The organism is Citrobacter telavivensis (assembly GCA_009363175.1).
Lineage (GTDB): Bacteria > Pseudomonadota > Gammaproteobacteria > Enterobacterales > Enterobacteriaceae > Citrobacter_A > Citrobacter_A telavivensis.
On the sequence record CP045205.1, the window covers coordinates 2,369,718 to 2,395,609 of the forward strand.

Below are 25,892 nucleotides of genomic sequence, written 5' to 3' on the forward strand. Positions count from 1 at the left end.
TCATCGCTGTGACCGCACTCACGTAGTCCTTTCCCCTCCGCTGACAAAATAGCCGCCAGTTATGCAGTGAGTGACTGCAATTCCAGACAGGGTAGTGAATATGATCACCATTCGTGATGTGGCGCGTCAGGCAGGCGTATCCGTGGCAACGGTTTCCCGCGTATTAAACAACAGTGCGCTGGTCAGTCCCGATACGCGCGAGGCGGTAATGAAGGCGGTGACGCTGCTGGGCTATCGGCCAAACGCCAATGCCCAGGCGCTGGCCACGCAGGTCAGTGAAACGATTGGCGTGGTGGTGATGGACGTTTCCGATGCGTTTTTTGGCGCGTTGGTGAAAGCGGTGGATCTGGTCGCCCAGCAGCATCAAAAATATGTGCTGATCGGCAACAGCTATCATGAGGCCGAAAAGGAGCGTCACGCCATTGAGGTGTTGATCCGCCAGCGGTGTAATGCTTTGATCGTTCACTCGAAAGCGTTAAGCGATCGGGAACTGGGCGAGTTTATGGACCAGATCCCCGGTATGGTGCTGATCAACCGTATTGTCCCTGGCTACGCCCATCGCTGCGTCTGCCTTGACAATATCAGCGGCGCGAAAATGGCGACCCGCATGCTATTGAATAACGGTCATCAGCGCATTGGCTATCTGGCCTCCAGTCACCGCATTGAAGATGACGTCATGCGCCGGGAAGGGTGGAGCAGCGCGCTCAAAGAGCAGGGCATTGTCCCGCCGGAAAGTTGGATCGGCACCGGTTCGCCGGACATGCAGGGCGGTGAGGCGGCGATGGTGGAGTTGTTGGGGCGCAACCTGCAGTTAACCGCCGTGTTCGCCTATAACGACAATATGGCTGCCGGGGCGCTGACGGCGCTGAAGGACAACGGCATTTCCATCCCCTTACACCTTTCAATCATCGGTTTTGACGATATTCCCATCGCCCGCTACACCGATCCCCAACTGACAACGGTGCGCTATCCCATTGCTTCTATGGCAAAACTGGCAACAGAACTTGCCTTGCAGGGCGCGGCTGGAACGCTGGATTTATCCGCGACACACTGCTTTATGCCGACCCTCGTGCGGCGTCATTCGGTCGCCGTGCGACAGAATGCGGCGGCGATCACTAACTTATGATTTCGCCAGATGTAACCGCTTTCAATATGTGAGTAAATTCACAGTATCTTAACATTGTCGTCGCTATGATGGCACCGCTTGTCGCACTGTAACTACGATGTAACTGTGAGTAATCACTTTTACCGAGGTAAAGTCGCTTTAAGCGAAATTAAAGCCTATTTCTGGAGCGTTACCGGGCAAGGAAGAGAGATTTTTTTAAAATGAGCTTCGGCGTTTACATAACACTTCATTAACGTTTTGTCCCGCCGGGCATTTATCTTACGTACTACCCTGCATAATAAAACCGGAGTTACCATGAATAAGAAGGTGTTAACCCTTTCTGCCGTTATGGCAAGCATGTTATTCGGCGCGGCTGCGCATGCTGCTGATACTCGCATCGGTGTGACAATCTACAAATATGACGATAACTTTATGTCCGTGGTGCGTAAGGCTATCGAAGCAGACGCGAAAGCGGCTCCAGATGTTCAGTTGCTGATGAACGACTCACAGAACGACCAGTCGAAACAGAACGATCAGATTGACGTGCTGTTGGCAAAAGGCGTGAAAGCGCTGGCCATCAACCTGGTTGACCCGGCGGCGGCGGGTACGGTTATCGAGAAAGCGCGCGGTCAAAATGTGCCAGTAGTCTTCTTCAACAAAGAACCTTCGCGTAAAGCCCTGGACAGCTATGACAAGGCTTACTACGTCGGTACTGACTCCAAAGAATCCGGTATTATCCAGGGCGATCTGATCGCTAAACACTGGGCGGCAAACCAGGGCTGGGATCTGAACAAAGACGGTCAGATTCAGTTTGTGCTGCTGAAAGGCGAACCGGGTCATCCGGATGCTGAAGCGCGTACCACTTACGTTATCAAAGAGCTGAACGACAAAGGCATCAAAACCGAGCAGCTGCAGTTAGATACCGCGATGTGGGACACCGCAATGGCGAAAGACAAAATGGACGCGTGGCTCTCCGGTCCGAACGCGAACAAAATTGAAGTGGTTATCGCCAACAACGATGCGATGGCAATGGGTGCTGTTGAAGCGCTGAAAGCGCACAACAAAACCAGCGTACCGGTATTTGGCGTCGATGCACTGCCAGAAGCGCTGGCGCTGGTGAAGTCCGGTGCGCTGGCCGGTACCGTGCTGAACGATGCGAACAACCAGGCAAAAGCGACCTTTGATCTGGCGAAAAACCTCGCAGACGGCAAAGGTGCAGCTGACGGCACTGAGTGGAAAATCGACAATAAAATCGTCCGCGTTCCTTACGTAGGCGTTGATAAAGATAACCTGGCCGAGTTCACCAAGAAGTAAGTTTGTTGGGCGCGATGATTATCGCGCCCTTTCATCACGCACTCTGCGAGGCCAACAAGGTATAATTATGGTCAGCACAATTACTCAGCCGTCAGGCGAATTCTTGTTGGAAATGAGCGGCATCAACAAGTCTTTTCCCGGCGTTAAGGCACTTGATAATGTTAATTTAAAAGTCCGCCCGCATTCGATTCATGCATTAATGGGAGAGAATGGTGCTGGAAAGTCGACACTATTAAAATGTCTTTTTGGGATCTATCAAAAAGATTCTGGCAGCATATTATTTCAGGGTAAAGAAATCGATTTTCATTCAGCCAAAGAAGCGCTGGAGAATGGTATTTCAATGGTACACCAGGAGTTAAACCTGGTATTACAGCGTTCTGTAATGGACAACATGTGGCTGGGGCGTTATCCCACCAAAGGCATGTTTGTCGATCAGGAAAAAATGTACCGTGATACCAAAGCTATTTTTGATGAGCTGGATATTGATATCGATCCGCGCGCGCGCGTCGGGACATTGTCCGTGTCGCAAATGCAGATGATCGAAATTGCCAAAGCGTTTTCGTATAACGCGAAAATTGTGATTATGGATGAACCGACCTCCTCGTTAACGGAAAAAGAGGTCAACCATCTGTTCACGATTATTCGTAAGCTGAAAGAGCGTGGCTGCGGTATTGTGTATATCTCCCACAAAATGGAAGAAATTTTCCAGTTGTGCGATGAGATTACCGTTCTGCGTGACGGACAGTGGATTGCGACGCAACCGCTGGAAGGGCTGGATATGGACAAGATCATCGCCATGATGGTCGGTCGTTCTCTGAACCAGCGATTCCCGGATAAAGTCAACGAGCCGGGGGAAGTTATTCTGGAAGTGCGTAACCTGACCTCGCTGCGCCAGCCATCTATCCGTGATATCTCTTTTGATTTGCATAAAGGCGAGATCCTCGGCATCGCAGGACTGGTCGGCGCCAGGCGCACTGACATCGTTGAAACGCTGTTTGGTATCCGTGAGAAATCATCGGGCACCATTACGCTACACGGCAAAAAGATTAATAACCATAGTGCGAATGAAGCCATTAACCACGGTTTCGCGCTGGTCACAGAAGAGCGTCGTTCCACGGGGATTTATGCTTATCTGGACATCGGTTTCAACTCCTTAATTTCCAATATTCAGAATTACAAAAATAAAGTCGGTCTGTTAGATAACTCGCGAATGAAAAGCGATACTCAATGGGTTATTGACTCCATGCGGGTAAAAACGCCAGGTCACAAGACGCAAATTGGTTCGCTTTCGGGTGGTAACCAGCAGAAGGTGGTTATTGGTCGCTGGCTGCTGACGCAACCGGAAATTTTAATGCTCGACGAACCCACCCGTGGGATCGACGTCGGTGCGAAGTTTGAAATTTATCAGTTAATTGCGGAACTGGCGAAAAAAGGTAAGGGGATCATTATTATCTCCTCCGAAATGCCGGAATTGTTAGGGATAACAGATCGTATTCTGGTCATGAGCAACGGCCTCGTTTCTGGAATTGTTGATACAAAAACGACAACGCAAAACGAAATTCTGCGTCTTGCGTCTTTGCACCTTTAAGATTAGGGGCTCCTCATGAGTGCGTTAAATAAGAAAAGTTTTCTTACTTATCTGAAAGAGGGCGGTATTTACGTCGTTCTTTTAGTCTTGCTGGCCATTATTATTTTCCAGGATCCCACGTTCTTAAGTCTGCTTAACTTAAGTAATATTCTGACCCAGTCTTCCGTGCGTATTATTATTGCGCTGGGGGTTGCGGGTCTGATTGTCACCCAGGGGACAGACCTGTCCGCAGGTCGTCAGGTTGGGCTGGCGGCGGTGGTGGCGGCAACGCTGCTGCAGTCAATGGATAACGTCAATAAAGTGTTCCCGGAAATGGCAACCATGCCGATTGCGCTGGTTATCCTGATTGTCTGCGTTATTGGCGCGATCATCGGTCTGGTGAACGGAATTATCATCGCTTATCTGAACGTGACGCCGTTTATTACCACGCTCGGCACGATGATTATCGTCTACGGGATTAACTCCCTGTATTACGACTTCGTGGGGGCCTCACCGATTTCGGGCTTTGATAGCGGCTTCTCGACCTTTGCGCAGGGCTTTATCGCACTGGGTAGCTTCCGGCTTTCGTATATCACGTTCTATGCGCTGATCGCCGTCGCATTTGTCTGGGTACTGTGGAATAAAACCCGCTTTGGTAAAAACATTTTCGCCATCGGCGGTAACCCGGAAGCGGCGAAAGTGTCGGGTGTGAACGTGGCGCTGAACCTGCTGATGATCTATGCGCTGTCCGGTGTGTTCTATGCCTTCGGCGGCCTGCTGGAAGCGGGGCGTATCGGTTCGGCGACCAACAACCTGGGCTTCATGTACGAACTGGATGCGATCGCGGCCTGCGTGGTCGGCGGCGTGTCGTTTAGCGGCGGGGTGGGTACCGTGTTCGGTGTGGTGACCGGTGTGATTATCTTTACCGTCATTAACTACGGCCTGACCTACATCGGCGTTAACCCGTACTGGCAGTACATCATCAAGGGCGGCATTATCATCTTCGCGGTTGCGCTGGATTCACTGAAATACGCGCGTAAGAAGTAACCCTTCCATGCAGAATCAAACCGGTGCAGACGAGCTTTGCGCCGGTTTTTTATTTGATAAAAACCAGCCAGATACCCACAAGCAGCGCGCCAACCGAAAGGCCAAAGTAGACGCCAATATAGCTCCAGTAAGCGGCAGGTTCTGCGGAACGCTGAATTAGGCGCGGTGTCTGCGAGCCCTTGACCGTTTTCTCGACGACGCCGGAGCGTAACCCTTTAATTCCTTCCCGCAGGGTCCAGGCGACAATCATCAGCACGCCAATCACGATAAAAAGCGTTTTATCTTCCATGTCTATTTTCCTTGTTTCTTTTGCAGTTCAAGCAATTGCTCTGGCGTCACGGCCGGATACCCCTGGGCATCGTCAGGAACCTGATGCAGGGTGGGGATCGGCACTAACGGGCCGAGGAACCGGGGTTCACGTTTAAACAGATACAGATCGGCAAGCGCCCCAAAGCGTGCGCCAAACTCGCGAACCCGAACCGTCAGCATATCTTTTGGTGAAGGTACGGCGTAGCACTGCGCCTGTATGCCCATATGCAGGGCGATAAACAGCGCGCGCTCGCAGTGGAAGCGCTGGGTAATGATGATGAAGTCATTGGTGTCGAAGACTTTACGGGTGCGAACAATCGAATCGAGCGTGCGAAATCCGGCGTAATCTAACACGATATCGGTAGGATCGACGCCAGCGGCAATCAGGTCTTTGCGCATGGTCATCGGTTCGTTGTAGCTTTGCAGCGAGTTGTCACCGCTAAGCAGCAGGTAGTTAACTTTGCCGCTGTTGTAGGCGTTGAGCGCGCCCTGAATACGATAGCGGTAATACTGGTTAATAACCCCGGTACGATAATATTTTGCCGTACCAAGTACCACGCCGACCTGGCGGTAGGGAAGGTCCTGAAGCTCATCGTAAATATAGGGGGCGGTTTTCCAGCTCATCCAGCGGTCAAGGCCCAGCACGACCAACAGCAGCAAGCCGATCAGGACCAACAGGCTGTAGAGTACGCGCTTTAGCATGAAGAAAACTCTGTCACTGGATGAAATTTCAATCAGGCTACTGTACCCGCTGTCGAAGCGCAAGAAACAGTAGTCTGATTGGGGGGATTTTCAGCAATACGCAGTCATGCCGAATAAAACCAGTGCAGGCCTGATAAGCGTAGCGCTATCAGGCGATTAGGCCGGATGGCGGTGAAAGCACCTTTTCCGGCCCAGGGGCTGAGGCCATCGGGCAATTAACCCAGTAGCACGCGATCGATGTGATGGCATCCCAGCGCTTTCAGCGTAGCGGCGGTGGCATCCCACTGGATCAGCGGCGCGTCGGCTTTTTCCGCCAGAACCGCACGTTGAATATCGGCATAACCGTAGCCGTTCAGATTCAGCAGAATCAGCGCCCCCTGCAACGGTGGCAGCGTCGGGTTAAACGCGGCATTCTCTCCATAGCTTCCGCTAAAGATGCGTCCGTCTTTGCACTCCAGCGCCACACCGCTCGGTGACTGGCTGTACGGCATATGACTGTGGCTGGCGGCGGCAATGGCCGCTTGCGTCAGTGCATCGCCCTGAGGGGCAAAACCGTGATCCTGTTCGTCCATCAGCAGCGTCTTGATGTCGAGATCTTTGGGCCCAAACGCGTCTGGCAAATAGTCGCGCAACGTATGCGGTTCGCGACCGGGCAGATGAATGCGCAGATCCAGTCCGCTGTTCAACTCGTTCATAAACTGACGGCAGTGGCCACACGGAGTGTAGTTAACGGTGATCGCCGCGAGGCCTTTCTCGCCGCGCAGCCAGGCGTGGCTGATGGCGCTTTGTTCAGCATGAACCGTTTGCTGCATGGTCGCGCCGAGGAATTCCATGTTGGCGCCGAAGTACCATGTTCCGCTCACGCCGCGTGCAATCGCGCCGACGTTGAAGTTCGACAACGGCGTACAGGCGCAGGCCGCCGCCAGCGGCAGCAGCGCGAATGCCAGCGCGTCTTCGTCCAGTCCCGTTGCGCTTTTAAGCATTGAAACCTGCTCAGCCGTCAGCGAAGCGGGGAAATGCGTATCCGCCAGGATGGGTGCCAGCGCTGATTGCAGATTGTCTGCAAGTTGGCTAAAGGCAGTGTGAAAACGTGGGTGCATGACGTTGCCTCATAACAATGTATTGGGATCGTAGTGTACGGGCCTGTTACGGCTATATGTGTGATCTAAATCTCATTGTGTATGCAACTTATGAAACTTAAATTAAAAATGCGCGACGTATCGCAAATTTTAGCCCACAACCGCGAGAATAATCGGAAACAGGAATGGGGCGATCAGTGAGGTAATAATCCCGCAAATCACCAGCGCCAGCGAACTGAATGCGCCTTCCTGATAATCCAGCTCCGCGCAGCGGGCGGTGCCGAGGGCGTGAGACGCAGTGCCCATCGCCAGTCCACGCGCGGCTTTGGTTTTAATGCGCATGGCGTTTAACAGCGTATGACCAAAGACGGCGCCGAGAATACCGACGAAAATCACGCACACCGCACTGACCGCCGGGATGCCGCCGATGCTGCCGCCGACGGCCATCGCAATCGGCGTGGTGACGGATTTCGGTAAGACAGAGGCGGCGATTTCAGGCGTTGCGCCCATCAGCAGCGCCACCGAGGTACCGGTCACCATGGCCACAATACTGCCGACAAAGCAGATAGTAATAATCGACTTCCAGCGGGCACGGATCTGATGCAGTTGTTCGTACAGTGGGTAGGCCAGCGCCACCACCGCCGGTTGCAGCAGATCGTTTAATACCTCGCTACCTTTAAAATAGCTGTCGTAGGAAATACCGGTCAGCAGGAGGAACGGGATAATCACCACCATTGCCACCAGCAGCGGATTCAGTAAAGGAAATTTGAAACGTGCAGCCAGTTTGCGCGCGCCGAAAAAAACCGCCAGCGTCAGCGGTAAAGACCACCAGATTGACGATATCATTCTTTAGACCCTTTCTGACCAACCACTTTGCGTTCACCGTGGACCAGGTGCGAACTCCAGCTCACCACCAGAAAAACCACCAGCGTACTGATTGCGCACGACACCACCACCGGACCAAACTGCGCGCGCAGCAGATCGAAGTACTGCATTACGCCGACGCCAATCGGCACAAACAGCAGCGCCATATAGCGAATCAACACATAGCAGCCGGGGTTGACCCATTTCGCCGGAATGATTTGCAACGCCAGCAGCACAAACAGGATCAGCATCCCGATGATGCTGCCTGAAATGGCGACGGGCAGCAGGGACGCAATAAAAATGCCTGCATACAGACAGGCATATATCAGCACGAAAGCGCGTAAGTATTGCCAGATGATATTCAGTGTCTTGCTCATGTTGTAATTCCTTGAAGCGACGGATTCATCATACAATTAAACTTTAAAACGTGCTATCGATCACATCATGAATTCTTAGCATACTGAAGATAGACAGCGGGAACATTGGGCAATGTCCCCAATACGTGACGCTAAACTTGTGCCAGCAGTTGTAAGAAACGACTCAGCGCGCTGGACGGCGTCTCATTATTGCGCCAGAACACACCCACGCTGCCCTTTTGTTCAATTTTCGGCAGGTTCAGGATCACCAGTTGCCCCTGACTGGCATAGCGTTGCGCCAGCCGTAAAGAAAGGATAGAGATCATATCGCTGCTTTGCAGCAGGTTGGTACTGACGTTCATTGATGCCGATTCGATGGTGTTTTCCGGCAGCATCACCCCGTTATCGACCAGCGCGTTATCAATACTCAGGCGGATGGGCGTTCCCGTCGGCCAGACAATCCAGCGCCAGTGCGCGAGATCGGCCCAGCTCAAGGTATCAAACTTCGCCAGAGGATGGTGGGGACGAGCGACAAAGCAGACTGGTTCGGTATACAGCACCTGATAATTGAGCGGAAGTTGCAGCGCTCGCCCACCGACGCGACCCACTACCACATCCACGGAACCGGCAAGCAGGTCGTGCAGCAGCGGCGTCATGACCTTTTCTTCAATGTTAAGATGCAGCGTCGGCATCTCAACGAGCAGATTGAGGATCGCCTGCGACACACAGTCGGTCGCCACCGGCGAGCAGCCAATCTTCAGGCTCCCTACCAGCCCGCCTTCTTTAAAGCGTGCCATTTCATACTGTGAACGTTCCATGTCATTGATTAAACGCTGGGCGTGTTGCAGCAGCAACTTGCCGCCTTCCGAGGGGCGCAGACCTTTACTGTGACGTTCAAAGAGCGTGATCCCCATCTCATCTTCGAGCTGTGACAGCCATTTCGACAGCGCGGGCTGGGTGATATTCATCATCCGCGCGACGTGCGTGAGATTCCCTTGTTCGCCCAGCGCCACCAGCATTTGCAGATGGTGCAGCTTCAGTTTTTGCGCCCAGTTTGCCATCAGCGATAACCTCCAGGTTATGTCTCTGCATGAAATGCCATTGTACATTTTATCGCCCAGTCTACAAACTCGTAACATACCAAAAACAAAACAACATCTGTCCCTACCTGCACCGAGGCATTCACTATGACTCAACGACGTGAACTACAAGCTCTGATCGATGCTGCTCCTGTCAGCAAGACACAGTGGCGGGTGATCATCTGCTGCTTTCTGGTGGTCATGCTTGATGGTTTTGATACTGCGGCCATTGGCTTTATCGCACCCGATATTCGTACCCACTGGCAGTTAACTGCCGGAGACCTGGCCCCGCTGTTTGGCGCGGGTCTGTTAGGACTTACCGCTGGCGCCTTACTTTGCGGACCGCTGTCCGACCGTTTCGGTCGCAAACGGGTGATTGAGCTCTGCGTGGCGCTGTTTGGCGCGCTGAGCCTGATTTCCGCCTTTTCGCCAGATCTGCAAACGCTGGTCATCCTGCGCTTTCTGACCGGTCTGGGCCTGGGCGGCGCCATGCCAAACACCATCACAATGACCTCTGAATACCTGCCTGCCCGTCGCCGTGGTGCGCTGGTTACCCTGATGTTCTGCGGCTTTACGCTCGGTTCCGCAATGGGCGGGATTGTCAGCGCGCAACTGGTGCCGGCCATCGGTTGGCACGGAATTCTGGTACTCGGTGGCGTGTTACCGCTGATGCTGTTCTTCGTACTGCTCGCGGTCCTGCCGGAATCTCCGCGTTGGCAGGTACGCCGTCAGCTACCGCAGGCAACCATCGCCAGAACGGTCAGCGCGATCACCGGCGAACGTTACGACAATACGCAGTTTTACCTCCAGGAGGCTGCGGCGATTGCCAAAGGCAGCATTCGCCAGCTGTTTGTTGGCCGTCAGTTGCCCATTACCCTGATGTTATGGGTGGTGTTCTTCATGAGTCTGTTAATCATCTATCTGCTGTCGAGCTGGATGCCAACGCTGTTAAACCATCGAGGGATTGACCTGCAACAGGCTTCCTGGGTGACGGCGGCGTTTCAGGTTGGCGGTACGCTCGGCGCGCTGGCCCTGGGCGTGCTGATGGATAAACACAATCCGTTCCGGGTGCTGGCCGTGAGTTACGCGCTGGGGGCGGCATGCATCGTCATGATTGGTCTGAGCGAAAACGGTTTATGGCTGATGGCGCTGGCGATCTTCGGTACCGGGGTGGGTATCAGCGGATCGCAGGTGGGCCTCAACGCCCTAACCGCCACGCTCTATCCCACACAGAGTCGGGCGACGGGCGTGAGCTGGTCCAACGCGGTGGGGCGCTGCGGCGCGATTGTCGGGTCGCTTTCCGGTGGCGTGATGATGGCGATGAATTTCTCTTTCGATACTTTGTTTTTCATTATCGCTGTTCCAGCGGTCATCAGCGCGGTGATGTTAGCCGTACTGACAGTCGTCGTCCGCCAGTCAGCCTCTGTCCCGGATAGCTTGCCGCACGCAAGCGTCGTGAACGAATAAGGAGAATCCCTATGTCAGAACAAAATCAGGATGTTAAAAACAGCCGTCAGCAGTTTTATCAGCATATTTCGGGGCAGAACCTGACCCCGCTGTGGGAATCACTGCATCATCTGGTTCCGCAAACGCCGAATCCAACCTGTGCGCCAGCATACTGGAACTACCAGGAGATTCGCCCGCTGCTGCTGGAAAGCGGCAACCTGATTGGCGCGAAAGAGGCGATTCGTCGCGTGCTGGTACTGGAAAACCCGATGTTACGCGGGCAGTCCTCCATCACGTCAACGCTCTACGCGGGGTTGCAGTTGATCATGCCGGGTGAAGTTGCACCCAGCCATCGTCATAACCAGTCGGCGTTACGCTTTATTGTCGAAGGGAAAGGCGCGTTCACTGCCGTGGACGGCGAGCGCACCCAGATGCACACCGGCGACTTTATTCTGACCCCGCAGTGGCAATGGCACGATCACGGTAACCCTGGCGACGAACCGGTGGTCTGGCTGGACGGTCTGGATCTGCCGTTGGTCAACCTTTTGGGCTGTGGCTTTGCCGAAGATTACCCGGAAGATCAGCAGCCGGTCTCGCGCAAAGAGGGTGACTACCTGCCGCGCTATGCCGCCAACATGCTGCCGCTGCGCCATCAGAAAGGCAACTCATCGCCGATTTTCAACTACCGCTATGACCGCAGTCGCGACGCGCTGCATGACCTGACGCGTCTGGGCGATGCCGACGAGTGGGATGGCTACAAGATGCGCTATGTCAACCCGGTAACCGGCGGCTACCCGATGCCATCGATGGGCACGTTCCTGCAACTGTTGCCAAAAGGCTTTACCTCGCGGGTGGCGCGTACCACTGACAGCACCATTTACCACGTCGTTGAAGGGGCGGGCGAGGTCACCGTCGGCAACGAGACCTTCCATTTTTCAGCCAAAGATATTTTTGTGGTTCCGACCTGGCACGGCGTGTCGTTCAAAACCACCGATGAGACCGTTTTATTCAGCTTTTCGGACAGACCGGTACAGGAAGCCCTCGGGCTGTTCCGCGAAGCCCGCTATTAATTTGGGAGAGAGCCATGACTCAGTATGTATTTGCCCCACAGGCCCCCGTGACCGTACCGGTTGTCGGCAGCGATGCGCAGTTCCCCGTCCGTCGCGTGTACTGCGTGGGACGCAACTATGCCGCCCATGCCCGCGAAATGGGTTTCGACCCTGACCGTGAACCGCCGTTCTTCTTCTGTAAGCCTGCCGATGCGGTTGTGCCGGTTGCTGCAGGTGAAACGTTAGCGCTGCCGTATCCGGCGCAAACGGACAACTATCACTATGAAATTGAGCTGGTGGTTGCCATCGGCAAAAAGGGCAGCGATATCCCGTTAGAAAAAGCCCATGAATATATCTGGGGGTATGCCACCGGGCTGGATATGACCCGTCGCGATCGCCAGATGGAGATGCGTCAGATGGGGCGTCCGTGGGAAATCGGCAAAGCGTTCGATCTCTCTGCGCCCATCGCGCCGCTGCATAAAGTGGATGAGATTGCGGATATCACTTCCGCGCCCATCTGGTTGCAGGTGAACGGCGACGATCACCAGCGTAGCGACATTCGCCATCTGATCTGGTCGGTGAATGAAACGATCAGCTATCTGTCCGGTTTCTTCGAATTGCAACCGGGCGACCTGATCTTCACCGGTACGCCAGAAGGCGTCGGCGCCGTGGTGAAAGGGGATGTGATCACCGGTGGCGTGGGCGGGTTGACGCCTGTCGCTGTGAAGATTGTCTGAGGTGATGTATGAAGCTGTACAGTTTTTTTAACAGTTCGGCGTCATACCGCGTACGTATCGCGCTGGCATTAAAGGGCATCGACTACCAGACGGTGGGCGTCAATATTCGTATCGGTCAACAAAACGAACTGGCCTACCGGCGGATGAATCCGGTGGGGCTGGTGCCGACGCTGGTGACCGATGACGGCGAAGCGCTCGGTCAGTCGCTGGCCATCATCGACTGGCTGGACCGGCATTTTCCACAGTCGCGCTTGCTGCCCGTCAGCGATCCGGCGCGCACGCAGGTGCTGGAAATCGTCTATGCCATCGCTTGCGACATTCACCCGGTGAACAACCTGCGGGTGCTGCGCTATCTGAGCGAGGAACTGAAGGTCAGTGAAGAAGACAAAAAACGCTGGTACGCGCACTGGATCCAGCAGGGGTTAAGCGCCGTCGAACAGCTGTTGCGTCAGAGCCAGTCGCAGAACTACTGCGTGGGCAATGCGCCAACGCTTGCCGACTGCTGCCTGGTCCCACAATGGGCGAATGCGTTAAGAATGGGGTGCGATCTGAGCGGTTATCCGCGCTGCAAAGCCGTGTATGACGCCTGTACACAGCTATCGGCGTTCATCGCCGCAGCCCCCGAAAATCAACAAGATAAAATCTCAGCCTGAGAAGGAGAATGACAATGGCTAAAGTGATGAGAGCAATTATTGTCGGCGGCGGAATTGGCGGAGCAGCCACCGCGCTTTCGCTGGCACGTCAGGGTATCAAGGTGATGCTGCTGGAAAAAGCCCATGAAATTGGCGAAATTGGCGCGGGCATTCAGCTCGGTCCAAACGCCTTCTCAGCGCTGGACAGTCTCGGCGTCGGCGAAGTGGCGCGTTCACGCGCGGTGTTTACCGATCACATCACCATGATGGACGCTGTGAACGCGGAAGAAGTGGTGCGCATCGAAACCGGACAGGACTTTCGCGACCACTTTGGCGGTCCGTATGCGGTTATCCACCGGGTTGATATCCACGCTTCCGTCTGGGAATCGGTTCTGACCCATCCGAATGTTGAGTACCGGACCTCGACCAACGTGGTCGATATTCGCCAGACGGCAGACGACGTGACGGTATTTGATGAGCAGGGTAACAGTTGGACCGCCGATATTCTGGTTGGCTGTGACGGCGTGAAGTCGGTAGTGCGTCAGAGTCTGCTGGGCGATTCGCCGCGCGTGACCGGGCACGTGGTCTACCGCGCGGTTATTGACTGTGCGGATATGCCGGAAGACCTGCGCATTAACGCGCCGGTACTCTGGGCCGGGCCGCACTGCCACCTTGTGCACTATCCGCTGCGTGGCGGCAAGCAGTACAACCTGGTCGTGACCTTCCACAGTCGTCACCAGGAGGAGTGGGGCGTTAAAGACGGCAGCAAGGAAGAGGTGCTGTCGTATTTCGCCGGGATCCATCCGCGCCCCCGGCAGATGCTGGATAAACCCACAACCTGGCGTCGCTGGTCAACTGCCGATCGCGAACCGGTAGAAAAATGGGGTACTGAGCGCATCACGCTGGTTGGCGATGCGGCGCACCCGGTGGCGCAGTACATGGCGCAGGGGGCCTGTATGGCGCTGGAAGATGCCGTCACGCTGGGCAAAGCGCTGGCGCAATGCGACGGCGATGCGGCAAAAGCCTTCGCGCTGTATGAGTCGGTGCGCATTCCGCGCACGGCGCGCATCGTCTGGTCTACCCGCGAAATGGGACGCGTGTATCATGCGGCGGGCGTGGAGCGCCAGGTGCGTAATCTGTTGTGGAAAGGCAAATCGCAGGCGGAGTTTTATCGCGGCATGGAATGGCTGTACGGCTGGAAAGAAGATAACTGTCTTCTGCCGCGCTGAGAATAAGGGCCTTTGCCGGGGGGCGATTCGCTTGCCCGGCCTACCGCCATGATGGGGTGCCGGCGGGATAAGGCGCTTTGTACCGCCACCCTTGCAAAAGGTTTTGCTCATCCCGGATAGGCGCTATGATAGCGCCTCTTTTTTTTGCGGATGACGATATGCGTGTTTTACTGGCGCCGATGGAAGGTGTGCTCGATTCACTGGTGCGCGAACTTCTGACGGAAGTGAATGATTATGATCTCTGCATCACCGAGTTTGTACGCGTGGTGGATCAACTCCTGCCGGTAAAGGTCTTTCATCGTCTCTGCCCCGAGCTGCTCAACGGCAGTCGGACGCCTTCCGGCACCTTAGTGCGCGTGCAACTGTTGGGGCAGTACCCGCAGTGGCTGGCGGAAAATGCGGCTCGCGCTGTGGAACTCGGCTCTTACGGCGTTGATCTCAACTGCGGCTGTCCGTCTAAAATGGTGAACGGCAGCGGCGGTGGCGCAACGTTACTGAAGGATCCTGAACTCATCTACCAGGGCGCGAAAGCGATGCGTGAAGCCGTGCCTGCGCATCTGCCGGTGACGGTGAAAGTGCGTCTGGGCTGGGACAGCGGCGACAAGAAGTTTGAGATTGCGGATGCCGTCCAGCAGGCCGGGGCAAGCGAGCTGGTCGTGCACGGGTGCACTAAAGAGCAGGGCTATAAGGCGGAGCATATCAACTGGCAGGCGATTGGTGAAATCCGCGAGCGTCTGTCGATTCCGGTGATTGCCAACGGTGAAATCTGGGACTGGCAGAGCGCGCAGGCGTGTCTGGCTGTCAGCGGCTGTGATGCGGTTATGATTGGTCGCGGGGCATTAAACATTCCTAACCTTAGCCGGGTGGTGAAGTACAACGAGCCGCGAATGCCGTGGCCGCAGGTGGTTGCGCTGCTGAAAAAATATACCCGTCTGGAAAAACAGGGCGACACCGGGTTGTATCACGTCGCGCGCATTAAACAGTGGCTGGGTTATTTGCGTAAGGAATACCGTGAGGCCACGGACGTCTTTCAGGATATTCGCGCGTTAAATAATTCAGCGGATATTGCCCGCGCGATTCAGTCGATTGAAATTTAGTATTTTTGGCGTGTTTATATTCTTCTGGAATATATTTTTCCAGTTGTGACTTTTCATTGCCGAAGATGTTATGCCACGCGTAACTAAAAAACAGGTCACCACAACGGGTAAGCTCCGCGCACCTTTTCTTATCAGAACCTCTTCATGACTCGTAATTCTTTTCACGCGCTGAACGCGTGCTTTCCGCTGGCTATTTTGCTTGCGGGATGCGCCCCCATGCATGACACCCAAAAGACGCTGGTTCAGCAACCTCCCGCCTCTCACGTGGATTCCGCGCTGCCGTCGGCGCTGAATAACGGATGGCCTGGAAGCCAGTGGTGGCAGGATTATCATGACGCACAGTTGAACGAATTAGTGAAGAATGCGCTTGCCAGTTCCCCGGATATGCAGGTGGCGGAGCAACGGATCGCGCTGGCCGAAGCGCAGGCTAAAGCGGTTGAAGCCCAGGATGGGCCGCAGGTTGATTTCTCGGCGGAGGCTGAACGGCAGAAAATGTCGGGAGAAGGGGTCATGGGGCCGTTTGCGGTCACCGATCCGGCAGCGGGTACGACCGGGCCCTGGTACACCAACGGATCGTTCGGCTTAACCGCCGGTTGGGATCTCGATTTGTGGGGTAAGAACCGCGCGGAAGTGACGGCGCGAATCGGGGCGGTGAAAGCGCGGGAAGCCGAGCGTGAACAGACGCGCCAGCTGTTAGCCAGCGGCGTTACGCGGCTTTACTGGGAATGGCAGACCGAGGCGGCGCTCAGCAAACTGCTGACGCAAATTGAACAGGAACAGCGCAACATCATTGATACCGATCGCCAGTTGTATCAGAACGGCATCACCTCCTCGGTGGAAGGCGTGGAAACGGATATTGATGACAGCAAAACCCAGCAGCAGTTGAATGATATCGCCGGGAAGATGAAAGTGATTGAGGCGCGTCTGAGCGCGCTGACCAACACGCAGTCGACGTCGCTGAAACTGCACGAAGTGAGTCTGCCGCAGGTGGAGAGTCAGCTTCCAGCGCAACTGGGTTACGCCCTGCTGGCGCGCAGAGCGGATTTGCAGGCAGCGCACTGGGTGATCGAGTCATCCATGAGCAGCGTGGAGGCGGCGAAAGCGGCGTTCTATCCCGATATCAATCTGATGGCGTTTTTACAACAGGATGCGCTGCATCTGAGCGATCTGTTCCGCAGTTCTGCGCAACAGATGGGCGTGACCGCAGGCCTGACGCTGCCTGTTTTCGACAGCGGCAGACTGAATGCCAGTCTGGATATTGCCCAGGCACAAAACAATTTGTCGATCGCCAGTTATAACAAAGCGGTTGTTGATGCGGTGAACGACGTGGCGCGCACCGCCAGTCAGGTGGCGACGCTGATGCAGAAAAATCAGCATCAGCAGCAGATAGAGCATGACGCCGATCGGGTGGTCAGCCTGGCGCAGGCACGCTTTGACGCCGGGATCATTGCGGGTTCTCTTGTCAGTAAGGCCAGAATACCGGCGCTGCGTGAGCAGGCTAACGGACTGATTTTACAAGGCCAGTGGCTGGATGCGTCGATCCAACTCACCAGCGCGCTCGGCGGCGGCTATCATCACTCCTGAGGCATCTTCGCTTTACTGCGGCGCTTTAGCCACCAGCGAGCACCGATCACCAGCACTACCGCCAGAATCAGCCAGATCCAATGCTTGAGGTGCTGATCGAGGTGATGCAACCACGGCGCGACCACTTCACCTCCCACGTAGCCCAGGGTGGTGAAGATCAGCGCCCAGATCAGCGCGCCGAGAATATTCAGGGGTAAAAAAATCTTTGGTGGCAGATGGCTGGCACCAATCAGCAGCGGCCCGATCACGCGGAATCCGTACATAAAGCGGGTGCCGATCACGAACAGATACGGGCGGCGCTGGATCATCTTTTGCGCCTGGCGGATTTTGTTGCGGTGACGGGCGAAGCGGCGCAGAATCTTGCCGCCATAGCGGCGTCCCAGCAGATACAGCAGTTGATCGCCTATCATGCCGCCTAAGGCCACGGCCACGACCACAAGAGGAAATTTGAGTAATCCCTGATGTGCGGCAACGCCTCCCAGCAGAGTGATGGTCTCGCCTTCAGCCAGACTCCCAATCACCAGAGCGGCATAACCGTATTGCGCAATAAGACTGTTTATATCCATACGTCTGTATGACCTCCACGACTGTAAGCATACACCCTCTGAATTCGGGATGCTCAAAAAGGGCCATCACACGCAGCGGCATTTCTTTGTCTGTACAATAAATAATCGAAAAGCTGAATTATACTTGAAGTGTTAAGTCCACAGCTGACAACAAGGGGGCGGTATGAACCATGTCTGGGGGCTGTTTTCTCATCCCAATCGTGAAATGCAGGTGATCAACAGCGAGAACGAAACGGTTTCGCATCACTACACCCACCATGTGCTTTTGATGGCGGCCATCCCGGTTATTTGCGCCTTCATTGGTACAACACAAATCGGCTGGAATTTTGGCGACGGCAATGTCCTGAAGCTCTCTTTGTTTACGGGACTGGCGCTGGCTGTCCTGTTCTATGCCGTGATGCTGGCGGGCGTGGCAATCATGGGGCGCGTGATCTGGTGGATGGCGCGGAGTTATCCGCAGCGTCCATCCCTGACGCACTGTATGGTGTTTGCCGGCTATGTCGCGACGCCGCTATTTCTTAGCGGTCTGGTGGCGCTGTATCCGCTGGTGTGGCTTTGCGCATTTGTCGGCACAGTAGCACTGTTCTATACCGGCTATCTGCTCTATCTGGGCATTCCGACATTCCTGAATATCAATAAGGAAGAGGGCTTAAGTTTCTCCAGCTCGACCCTGGCTATCGGCGTACTGGTACTGGAAGTGCTGCTCGCGCTGACCGTCATCCTCTGGGGATACGGCTACCGCTTGTTCTGATTACCGTGCTGCATTGTTGGTGCAAAAGCCAGCAATGCAGCATTTCCTGACGATTCTCTTATGGCGGCGAGGTCATTAGCTCGCTATGATTCCTCTGCTAGCCTGAGCCATTCTGACTCCGGCGGTGCGTGTCATCACGCGTGAATCATTTTCTGAAATCTCATCATGCTGAAATTCCGAGTTTCCATACTGAGCCTGGCGCTGATGCTGGCTGTGCCTTTTGCGCCACAAGCGCTGGCAAAAACGGCGGCGACTGCCGCGGCGTCTCAACCCGAGATCGCCTCCGGTAGCGCGATGATCGTGGATCTGAACACCAATAAGGTTATCTATTCAAACCATCCGGACCTGGTGCGTCCGATTGCGTCAATTACCAAATTAATGACGGCGATGGTGGTGCTTGATGCACGACTGCCGCTGGACGAAAAACTGAAAGTGGATATCAGCCAGACGCCGGAGATGAAAGGGATTTACTCTCGCGTGCGGCTGAACAGTGAAATCAGCCGTAAAAATATGTTGCTGCTGGCGCTGATGTCCTCAGAAAACCGGGCGGCGGCGAGCCTGGCGCACCATTATCCTGGCGGCTATAACGCGTTTATAAAAGCAATGAACGCGAAGGCAAAAGCGCTGGGTATGACCCAGACGCGTTTTGTGGAGCCAACCGGTTTGTCGATTCATAACGTGTCGACCGCACGCGATCTCACCAAAATGCTGATTGCCAGCAAGCAGTACCCGCTGATCGGTCAACTGAGTACCACGCGTGAAGATATGGCGACCTTCGCCAATCCGGCGTATACGCTGCCGTTCCGCAATACCAACCATCTGGTGTATCGCGATAACTGGAATATTCAGCTTACTAAAACCGGCTTCACCAACGCGGCTGGCCATTGTCTGGTGATGCGCACGGTAATCAATAACAAACCGGTGGCGCTGGTGGTGATGGATGCGTTCGGCAAGTACACCCATTTCGCCGACGCCAGTCGTTTACGCACGTGGATCGAAACCGGGAAAGTGATGCCGGTTCCGCCGGCGGCGTTGAGCTATAAAAAGCAGAAAGCCGCACAGATGGCTGCTGCGGGTGGCAATGCGGGTGAGCAGACCGCGCAAAACGACTGATGCCGCTATAGGCCGGATAAGGTGAAGTCGTCCTGGAAAATAGCCTGATGGCGCTTCGCTTATCAGGCCTACGAAAACATCTCACCCGTAGGCCGGATAAGGCGAAGTCGTCCTGGAAAATAGTCTGATGGCGCTTCACTTATCAGGCCTACGAAAACATCTCACCCGTAGGCTGGATAAGGCAATCGTCCTGGAAAATAGCCTGATGACGCTTCGCTTATCAGGCCGACGAAAACATTTCACCCGTAGGCCGGATAAGGCATTTATGCCGTCATCCGGCATGAATAACAAAACCTTACTCTGGCAGCGTCCAGTCACCTTCGTTGAGTGGGCGCTGCATAATCAACGTATCCCGCCAGTCTCCCTTTTTATACCCGACGCTACGCAACTGTCCGGCAATCTCGAAACCGTGCTTTTTATGCAATCGCAGCGACCCCGGATTGTTATGGCCGTCGCCAATCACCGCCACCATCTGCCGCCATGGACCTTCTTCACAGCGGGTGATTAACGTATGCATCAGCAGGCTGCCGACGCCGCGTCCGGTCATGCTGGCATCGACATAAATCGACTCTTCCAGGGTAAAACGATAGGCCGGGCGAGGACGATACTGCGTGGCATAACAATAACCGACGATCACGCCGCGATAGAGCGCCACCAGCCACGGCAATCCATACTGTGCCACCGTACGCATACGTCGGCGCATTTCATCGACCGTCGGGGGGGTTTCTTCAAAAGAGGCGCGGCCATTCAACACATGCCACGCATATAACGAGGAGATCGCCTCTACGTCGTCGGGCAGCGCATCGCGTACCACGATATCGTTATCAGAAAGCGTATCGGCAACAGACATGGTTCTCACCTTTGCGAAGAAAAACCGGAGTCATCACGACTCCGGCACATCTTATTACTTTTGCACGATATTTCGTGCAAATCCAGCCTGCGCATCAGGCACATTAGCTGGCGTTAATCTGAAGACGGTACTTTCCAGAATTTTTGCTTACTGGTCTTGCCAATTCCGGGATTCATACTGTTGGTCGGGTCATTTTCGCGATAAAAACGGGTCAGTGCGGGCGGTGCTTCATACAGATGCCCGACGTTATGCTCAGCCGGGTATTGCGCGCCGCGCTGTTGCAGCAGTTCCAGCATTTGTGCTTTCAGCGCGTGAGCATCCACACCTTTCTTCACGATATAATCCTGATGGAAGACGTAGCACATAAAGTGCCCGTAATAGAGTTTATGCACCAGTTGGTTATCCATCTCCGCCGGCAGATGTTCGTACCATTCGGTGTCATTGCGGCGCAGTGCGATGTCCAGCGCCAGAATATCCTCCACCTCGTCAGCATGAACTGCCTGATAGCGAATGGCTGCGCCAGCCGCTGCGAAGCGGTGCAGGAAGGCTTTGCTACCTTCTTCCGGCGTGCAGGCAAAGAAATCGCCTTCTGCGGTTTTAAAGAATTCGGTGAGCCAGCTTTGCGCTTCCGCGACGCCATCGCCCGCCATTTTTAACAGCAGATGATGTTCATATTTATCGCGCCAGCTTTTCATCCGTGGCGGCAGATGACTCGGGAACAGATGACCAAACTTCTGCATCGCGCGGTCGGTAAAGTGCGGACGGAAGAATTTCACCTTTTCCAGCATCGCGTCGGTGCGCCCCTTCAGGGTGAAGAAGAACGGCATTTTGTCGGTGCCGAGCTTATCAATCATCAGGAAAGTGTCTTTGCCGTACTGTTCGGCAATGTCGTAAATGTCGCGGTGCATGTATTCACCCGCCACCGGCAGATTGTCGAACGTCGCCAGAATATGGCGGCGGATCTCCGTCAGCACCTCGGGTTGATTGGTGCCAATGTAAAATACCTGCTGTTTTTTTTCCGCTTCAAAGGTGTCGAGACGCACCGCAAAGACCGCCAGCTTTCCGGCACAGCCAGAAGATTCGAACAGGCGATCCGGATCGGCGTTATAGCGTGCGGGCGTGTCGGCGTCGATGTCTCTGACGCGGGTGACGTAGTCGTGATCGTGGGCGTGTCGCCCGTCGTGGCGGACATTTTCCTCTTTGATCCGTTCATCGTCCAGTTGACTCAGGATCTGTTCTGGCGTTTGTCCCAGATCGATCCCCAGATGGTTAACCAGTTGCAGCTTGCCGTTTTCATCAATACGGGCAAACAGGGACATTTCGGTATACGCCGGGCCTCTTTGCACCAGCGAACCACCGGAGTTATTACAGATCCCGCCAATGACCGATGCGCCGATGCACGACGAACCAATCACCGAGTGTGGCTCACGCCCCAGCGGCTTCAGCGCTTTTTCCAGCGAATACAACGTGGTGCCGGGATAGGCCAGCACCTGCTCGCCTTTGCCCAGCACGTGGAGCTTGTCGAGGCGCAGGGTGCTGATGATGACAATCTCGCGGTCATAATCATTACCGTTCGGCGTGGAGCCTTCGGTCAGGCCGGTATTGGCCGCCTGCATCAGGATAATTTTATCGGCGTTGACGCAGGCGTTCAGCACGCGCCAGAGTTCCAGCAGCGATCCGGGAAAGACTACCGCCAGAGCCTCGCCCTGACCGGAACGGAAACCCTTGCGATAGCGGGCGGTTTTTGCAGGGTCAGTCAGCAGGTGTGAATGTCCCACCAGGCGGGCGAGCTCATTCAGGAAGGTTTTATTATCAGTTGTTGTAATGGAAGACATTCTCCACTCCTTGTGGTGGGACAAAATATCAGGTTCAAGCATAGCGCTTTGTATGACAATACGCTTTCTCATTCACACTGTCTTTGAATTGGCGGCGTTGAAAATTAAGAGAATAACCTTAGCTTTCTGCCGCGCTGCCGTTTAGGCTTATGGCAAAATGCGGTTTTTGCTATATTTTCGCTGCCACGTCGGGCTTTAGAGAAAGAGAGAATCAACATGAAATGGCTATGTTCTGTAGGTGTCGCAGTTAGTCTGGCGTTGCAACCAGCGCTGGCGGAGGAGCTGTTCGGTAACCATCCGCTGACGCCGGAAGCGCGGGATGCGTTTGTCACCCAGTTGCTGACGAAAATGACCGTCGATGAAAAGATTGGCCAGCTGCGTTTGATAAGCGTCGGCCCGGATAACCCGAAAGAAGCGATCCGCGAGATGATCAAAGACGGCCAGGTGGGCGCGATTTTCAACACCGTTACCCGTCAGGACATCCGTAAAATGCAGGATCAGGTGATGGAACTGAGCCGCCTGAAAATCCCTCTCTTTTTTGCCTATGACGTGCTGCACGGCCAGCGTACCGTCTTCCCGATTAGCCTTGGGCTGGCGTCCTCTTTTAACCTCGACGCGGTGAAAACCGTCGGACGCATCTCGGCGTATGAAGCTGCCGACGACGGCCTGAATATGACCTGGGCACCGATGGTCGATGTCTCCCGCGATCCGCGCTGGGGACGCGCCTCGGAAGGTTTTGGCGAAGATACCTATCTGACCTCCATCATGGGCAAAACGATGGTGGAAGCGATGCAGGGCAAAAGCCCGGCGGATCGCTATTCGGTGATGACCAGCGTGAAGCACTTCGCCGCCTACGGCGCCGTGGAGGGCGGTAAAGAGTACAACACCGTGGACATGAGTCCACAGCGCCTGTTTAACGACTATATGCCGCCGTACAAAGCCGGTCTGGATGCAGGCAGCGGCGCGGTGATGGTGGCGCTGAACTCGCTGAACGGCACGCCAGCGACCTCTGATTCCTGGCTGCTGAAGGACATTCTGCGCGATAAGTGGGGCTTTAAAGGCATTACCGTGTCCGATCACGGGGCCATCAAAGAGCTGATTAAACACGGCACCGCCGCCGATCCGGAAGATGCGGTGCGCGTGGCGCTCAAGTCCGGCATTAACATGAGCATGAGCGACGAGTATTACAGCAAATACCTGCCGGGACTGATCAAATCCGGCAAAGTGACGATGGCGGAGCTGGATGACGCGGCGCGTCACGTGCTCAACGTGAAATATGACATGGGGCTGTTTAACGATCCGTACAGCCATCTGGGGGCGAAAGAGACCGATCCGGTGGATACCAACGCCGAAAGCCGACTGCACCGCAAAGAAGCACGTGAAGTCGCGCGTGAAAGCCTGGTGCTGCTGAAAAACCGCCTCGACACGCTGCCGCTAAAAAAATCGGGGACGATTGCGGTTGTCGGCCCGCTGGCTGGCAGCAAACGCGACGTGATGGGCAGCTGGTCTGCCGCAGGCGTGGCCGATCAGTCCATTACCGTTCTGACCGGCATTAAAAATGCTCTCGGCACAAACGGTAAGGTGGTGTACGCCCATGGGGCCAACGTCACCAACGATAATGACATTGTCACCTTCCTCAATCAGTACGAAGAGGCGGTGAAGGTGGACTCGCGTTCTCCTCAGGAGATGATTGATGAAGCCGTCGCGGCGGCGAAGCAGTCTGATGTGGTGGTTGCCGTGGTGGGTGAGGCACAGGGCATGGCGCATGAAGCGTCCAGCCGTACCGACATTACCCTGCCGCAGAGCCAGCGCGACCTGATCGCGGCGCTGAAAGCGACCGGAAAACCGCTGGTGCTGGTGCTGATGAACGGTCGTCCGCTGGCGCTGGTGAAAGAAGATCAACAGGCCGATGCGATTCTGGAAACCTGGTTTGCCGGTACGGAAGGGGGTAACGCGATTGCCGACGTCCTGTTTGGCGACTACAACCCGTCAGGCAAACTGCCGATGTCCTTCCCACGCTCGGTGGGGCAGATCCCGACCTATTACAGCCACCTCAACACCGGTCGTCCGTATAACGCCGACAAGCCGAACAAGTACACCTCTCGCTACTTTGACGAAGCTAACGGCCCGCTCTATCCGTTTGGTTATGGCCTGAGCTACACCACGTTTACTGTTTCTGACGTGACGCTTTCTGCGCCGACCATGAAACGTGACGGCAGCGTGACGGCGAGTGTGAAGGTGACCAACACCGGCAAGCGTGAAGGTGAAACGGTGATCCAGCTGTACGTGCAGGACGTCACGGCTTCCCTGAGTCGTCCGGTGAAAGAGCTGAAAGGCTTTAAGAAAGTGAACCTGAAACCCGGCGAAACGCAGACCGTCAGCTTCCCGATTGATATCAACGCGCTGAAGTTCTGGAATCAGCAGATGACGTTCGATGCCGAACCCGGCAAGTTCAACGTCTTTATCGGCGTCGATTCTGCCCGCGTGAAGCAGGGATCGTTTGAATTGCTGTGATCGGCGTAAGGGGGCGTTCCCGCGTGGATTCCCCCTGTTTTTCCCCCCGAAAAAACCGAAATGTCGGGTTAACGGAATACTTTTCGACTATGCTTTTCCCTCAAGTCGCTGAAAAAGTCGACAAAAAGATGAGGAAAGCATCATGACAATCTCAAAGATTTGGGCCGGTTCGCTGGCGCTGTTAGCGGCAGTGAGCTTACCCTTGCAGGCGGCGTCGCCGGTGAAGGTTGGGTCGAAAATTGATACCGAAGGCGCGCTGCTTGGCAACATCATTTTGCAGGTGCTGGAAAGCCACGGCGTCAAAACGGTCAATAAAGTCCAGTTAGGTACCACGCCGGTCGTGCGCGGTGCGATCACCTCAGGCGAACTGGATATCTACCCTGAATACACCGGTAATGGCGCGTTCTTCTTCAAAGATGAAAACGATCCGGCATGGAAAAATGCACAAGCAGGCTTTGAGAAAGTCAAAAAACTCGATGCAGAGCAGAATAAGCTGGTCTGGTTAACACCGGCACCGGCCAATAATACCTGGACTATCGCGGTGCGAAGCGATGTCGCCGAAAAGAATAAACTCACCTCGCTGGCCGATCTCGGACGCTATCTGAAAGAGGGCGGTACCTTCAAACTGGCCGCCTCCGCCGAATTTATCGAACGTGCTGACGCGCTGCCCGCGTTCGAAAAAGCCTACGATTTTACGCTCGATCAGACGCAACTGCTTTCACTGGCGGGCGGTGACACGGCGGTGACCATCAAAGCAGCCGCGCAGCAAACGTCCGGCGTCAACGCCGCGATGGCCTACGGGACGGATGGTCCGGTCGCCGCACTGGGCTTGCAGACGTTAAGCGATCCCAAAGGCGTTCAGCCCATTTATGCGCCAGCCCCTGTGGTGCGTGAGGCGGTGTTGAAGGCGTACCCGCAGATGGCGGAATGGCTGCAACCTGTGTTTGCCAGCCTGGATGAAAAAACGTTGCAACAACTCAATGCCAGTATTGCCGTTGAAGGGTTAGATGCAAAAAAAGTGGCGGCAGATTATCTGAAACAAAAGGGATGGGTGAAATAAAGGGACT

General features: G+C 55.0%; 24 protein-coding genes. 15 read left to right on the forward strand and 9 right to left on the reverse strand.

All coding sequences use genetic code 11. From position 1 onward, the window contains the following. Positions 1 to 100 precede the first annotated feature (100 nt). The 4 genes from galS (at position 101) to mglC (ending at position 5,033) form a co-directional block, all read left to right on the forward strand. Positions 101 to 1,126 (forward strand): HTH-type transcriptional regulator GalS, encoded by a 1,026-nt coding sequence (gene galS, locus GBC03_13595; protein QFS71170.1) that lies wholly within the window; start codon positions 101 to 103, stop codon positions 1,124 to 1,126. Positions 1,127 to 1,420: 294 nt separating this feature from the next. Further along, the gene (mglB, locus tag GBC03_13600; protein QFS71171.1) at positions 1,421 to 2,419 is read left to right on the forward strand and encodes a galactose/glucose ABC transporter substrate-binding protein MglB; all 999 of its coding nucleotides are present in this window, start codon (positions 1,421 to 1,423) and stop codon (positions 2,417 to 2,419) included. Positions 2,420 to 2,486: 67 nt separating this feature from the next. Further along, positions 2,487 to 4,007: a galactose/methyl galactoside ABC transporter ATP-binding protein MglA gene (mglA, locus tag GBC03_13605; GenBank protein ID QFS71172.1), complete on the forward strand. Its 1,521-nt coding sequence runs from the start codon at positions 2,487 to 2,489 to the stop codon at positions 4,005 to 4,007. 15 nt (positions 4,008 to 4,022) lie between these two features. Then, positions 4,023 to 5,033, forward strand: a complete 1,011-nt coding sequence (gene mglC / locus GBC03_13610; GenBank protein ID QFS71173.1) for a galactose/methyl galactoside ABC transporter permease MglC — start codon at positions 4,023 to 4,025, stop codon at positions 5,031 to 5,033. Between the two features lie 49 nt (positions 5,034 to 5,082). Here mglC and GBC03_13615 read toward each other — a convergent pair whose 3' ends face one another. The 6 genes from GBC03_13615 to GBC03_13640 all read right to left on the reverse strand — a co-directional run bounded on the left by GBC03_13615 (position 5,083) and on the right by GBC03_13640 (position 9,404). After that, positions 5,083 to 5,322: a DUF2542 family protein gene (locus tag GBC03_13615; GenBank protein ID QFS71174.1), complete on the reverse strand. Its 240-nt coding sequence runs from the start codon at positions 5,320 to 5,322 to the stop codon at positions 5,083 to 5,085. A gap of 2 nt (positions 5,323 to 5,324) precedes the next feature. After that, positions 5,325 to 6,044: an outer membrane permeability protein SanA gene (gene sanA / locus GBC03_13620; GenBank protein ID QFS71175.1), complete on the reverse strand. Its 720-nt coding sequence runs from the start codon at positions 6,042 to 6,044 to the stop codon at positions 5,325 to 5,327. A gap of 215 nt (positions 6,045 to 6,259) precedes the next feature. Beyond that, entirely contained in the window at positions 6,260 to 7,144 is an 885-nt protein-coding gene (cdd, locus tag GBC03_13625; GenBank protein ID QFS71176.1) for a cytidine deaminase, read from the reverse strand. A 129-nt stretch (positions 7,145 to 7,273) separates the two neighbouring features. Continuing rightward, positions 7,274 to 7,969: a CidB/LrgB family autolysis modulator gene (locus tag GBC03_13630; protein ID QFS71177.1), complete on the reverse strand. Its 696-nt coding sequence runs from the start codon at positions 7,967 to 7,969 to the stop codon at positions 7,274 to 7,276. Then, on the reverse strand, positions 7,966 to 8,364 hold the full coding sequence (locus GBC03_13635; protein ID QFS71178.1) for a hypothetical protein: 399 nt from the start codon (positions 8,362 to 8,364) through the stop codon (positions 7,966 to 7,968). Before GBC03_13635 ends, GBC03_13630 begins: the two co-directional genes overlap by 4 nt. A gap of 131 nt (positions 8,365 to 8,495) precedes the next feature. Next, the gene (locus GBC03_13640) at positions 8,496 to 9,404 is read right to left on the reverse strand and encodes a LysR family transcriptional regulator (protein ID QFS71179.1); all 909 of its coding nucleotides are present in this window, start codon (positions 9,402 to 9,404) and stop codon (positions 8,496 to 8,498) included. A gap of 126 nt (positions 9,405 to 9,530) precedes the next feature. On the opposite strand from GBC03_13640, the gene GBC03_13645 reads away from it, so the two are divergent. The 7 genes from GBC03_13645 to mdtQ all read left to right on the forward strand — a co-directional run bounded on the left by GBC03_13645 (position 9,531) and on the right by mdtQ (position 17,196). Continuing rightward, complete coding sequence (locus GBC03_13645) at positions 9,531 to 10,889, forward strand: MFS transporter (protein QFS71180.1); 1,359 nt, start codon at positions 9,531 to 9,533, stop codon at positions 10,887 to 10,889. 11 nt (positions 10,890 to 10,900) lie between these two features. Continuing rightward, positions 10,901 to 11,938, forward strand: coding sequence for a gentisate 1,2-dioxygenase (gtdA, locus tag GBC03_13650; GenBank protein ID QFS71181.1), 1,038 nt, complete (start codon positions 10,901 to 10,903; stop codon positions 11,936 to 11,938). A 14-nt stretch (positions 11,939 to 11,952) separates the two neighbouring features. After that, positions 11,953 to 12,654, forward strand: coding sequence for an FAA hydrolase family protein (locus GBC03_13655; GenBank protein ID QFS71182.1), 702 nt, complete (start codon positions 11,953 to 11,955; stop codon positions 12,652 to 12,654). 8 nt (positions 12,655 to 12,662) lie between these two features. Then, on the forward strand, positions 12,663 to 13,307 hold the full coding sequence (gene maiA, locus GBC03_13660; protein QFS71183.1) for a maleylacetoacetate isomerase: 645 nt from the start codon (positions 12,663 to 12,665) through the stop codon (positions 13,305 to 13,307). Between the two features lie 14 nt (positions 13,308 to 13,321). After that, positions 13,322 to 14,515, forward strand: coding sequence for a 3-hydroxybenzoate 6-monooxygenase (locus tag GBC03_13665; protein QFS71184.1), 1,194 nt, complete (start codon positions 13,322 to 13,324; stop codon positions 14,513 to 14,515). Positions 14,516 to 14,673: 158 nt separating this feature from the next. Continuing rightward, a complete protein-coding gene (gene dusC, locus GBC03_13670; GenBank protein QFS73995.1) occupies positions 14,674 to 15,612 on the forward strand; it encodes a tRNA dihydrouridine(16) synthase DusC in 939 nt (312 codons plus the stop codon). Positions 15,613 to 15,756: 144 nt separating this feature from the next. Further along, positions 15,757 to 17,196, forward strand: a complete 1,440-nt coding sequence (gene mdtQ / locus GBC03_13675) for a multidrug resistance outer membrane protein MdtQ (GenBank protein ID QFS71185.1) — start codon at positions 15,757 to 15,759, stop codon at positions 17,194 to 17,196. On the opposite strand, the gene GBC03_13680 is transcribed toward mdtQ, so the two are convergent. Further along, positions 17,187 to 17,762: a DedA family protein gene (locus tag GBC03_13680; protein ID QFS71186.1), complete on the reverse strand. Its 576-nt coding sequence runs from the start codon at positions 17,760 to 17,762 to the stop codon at positions 17,187 to 17,189. The genes mdtQ and GBC03_13680 overlap by 10 nt on opposite strands. Positions 17,763 to 17,925: 163 nt before the next feature. Here GBC03_13680 and GBC03_13685 point away from each other — a divergent pair, with 163 nt between their 5' ends. Both GBC03_13685 and GBC03_13690 read left to right on the forward strand, forming a co-directional pair. Next, positions 17,926 to 18,513, forward strand: a complete 588-nt coding sequence (locus GBC03_13685; GenBank protein ID QFS71187.1) for a DUF1282 domain-containing protein — start codon at positions 17,926 to 17,928, stop codon at positions 18,511 to 18,513. Between the two features lie 165 nt (positions 18,514 to 18,678). Continuing rightward, positions 18,679 to 19,626, forward strand: coding sequence for a D-alanyl-D-alanine endopeptidase (locus tag GBC03_13690; protein ID QFS71188.1), 948 nt, complete (start codon positions 18,679 to 18,681; stop codon positions 19,624 to 19,626). 295 nt (positions 19,627 to 19,921) lie between these two features. Here GBC03_13690 and GBC03_13695 read toward each other — a convergent pair whose 3' ends face one another. Next, the gene (locus tag GBC03_13695) at positions 19,922 to 20,476 is read right to left on the reverse strand and encodes a GNAT family N-acetyltransferase (protein QFS71189.1); all 555 of its coding nucleotides are present in this window, start codon (positions 20,474 to 20,476) and stop codon (positions 19,922 to 19,924) included. 113 nt (positions 20,477 to 20,589) lie between these two features. After that, complete coding sequence (locus GBC03_13700; GenBank protein ID QFS71190.1) at positions 20,590 to 22,311, reverse strand: D-lactate dehydrogenase; 1,722 nt, start codon at positions 22,309 to 22,311, stop codon at positions 20,590 to 20,592. 216 nt (positions 22,312 to 22,527) lie between these two features. Here GBC03_13700 and bglX point away from each other — a divergent pair, with 216 nt between their 5' ends. Further along, a complete protein-coding gene (gene bglX, locus GBC03_13705; protein QFS71191.1) occupies positions 22,528 to 24,825 on the forward strand; it encodes a beta-glucosidase BglX in 2,298 nt (765 codons plus the stop codon). A 142-nt stretch (positions 24,826 to 24,967) separates the two neighbouring features. Further along, entirely contained in the window at positions 24,968 to 25,885 is a 918-nt protein-coding gene (locus tag GBC03_13710) for an ABC transporter substrate-binding protein (protein ID QFS71192.1), read from the forward strand. The last annotated feature ends 7 nt before the right edge of the window (positions 25,886 to 25,892 follow it).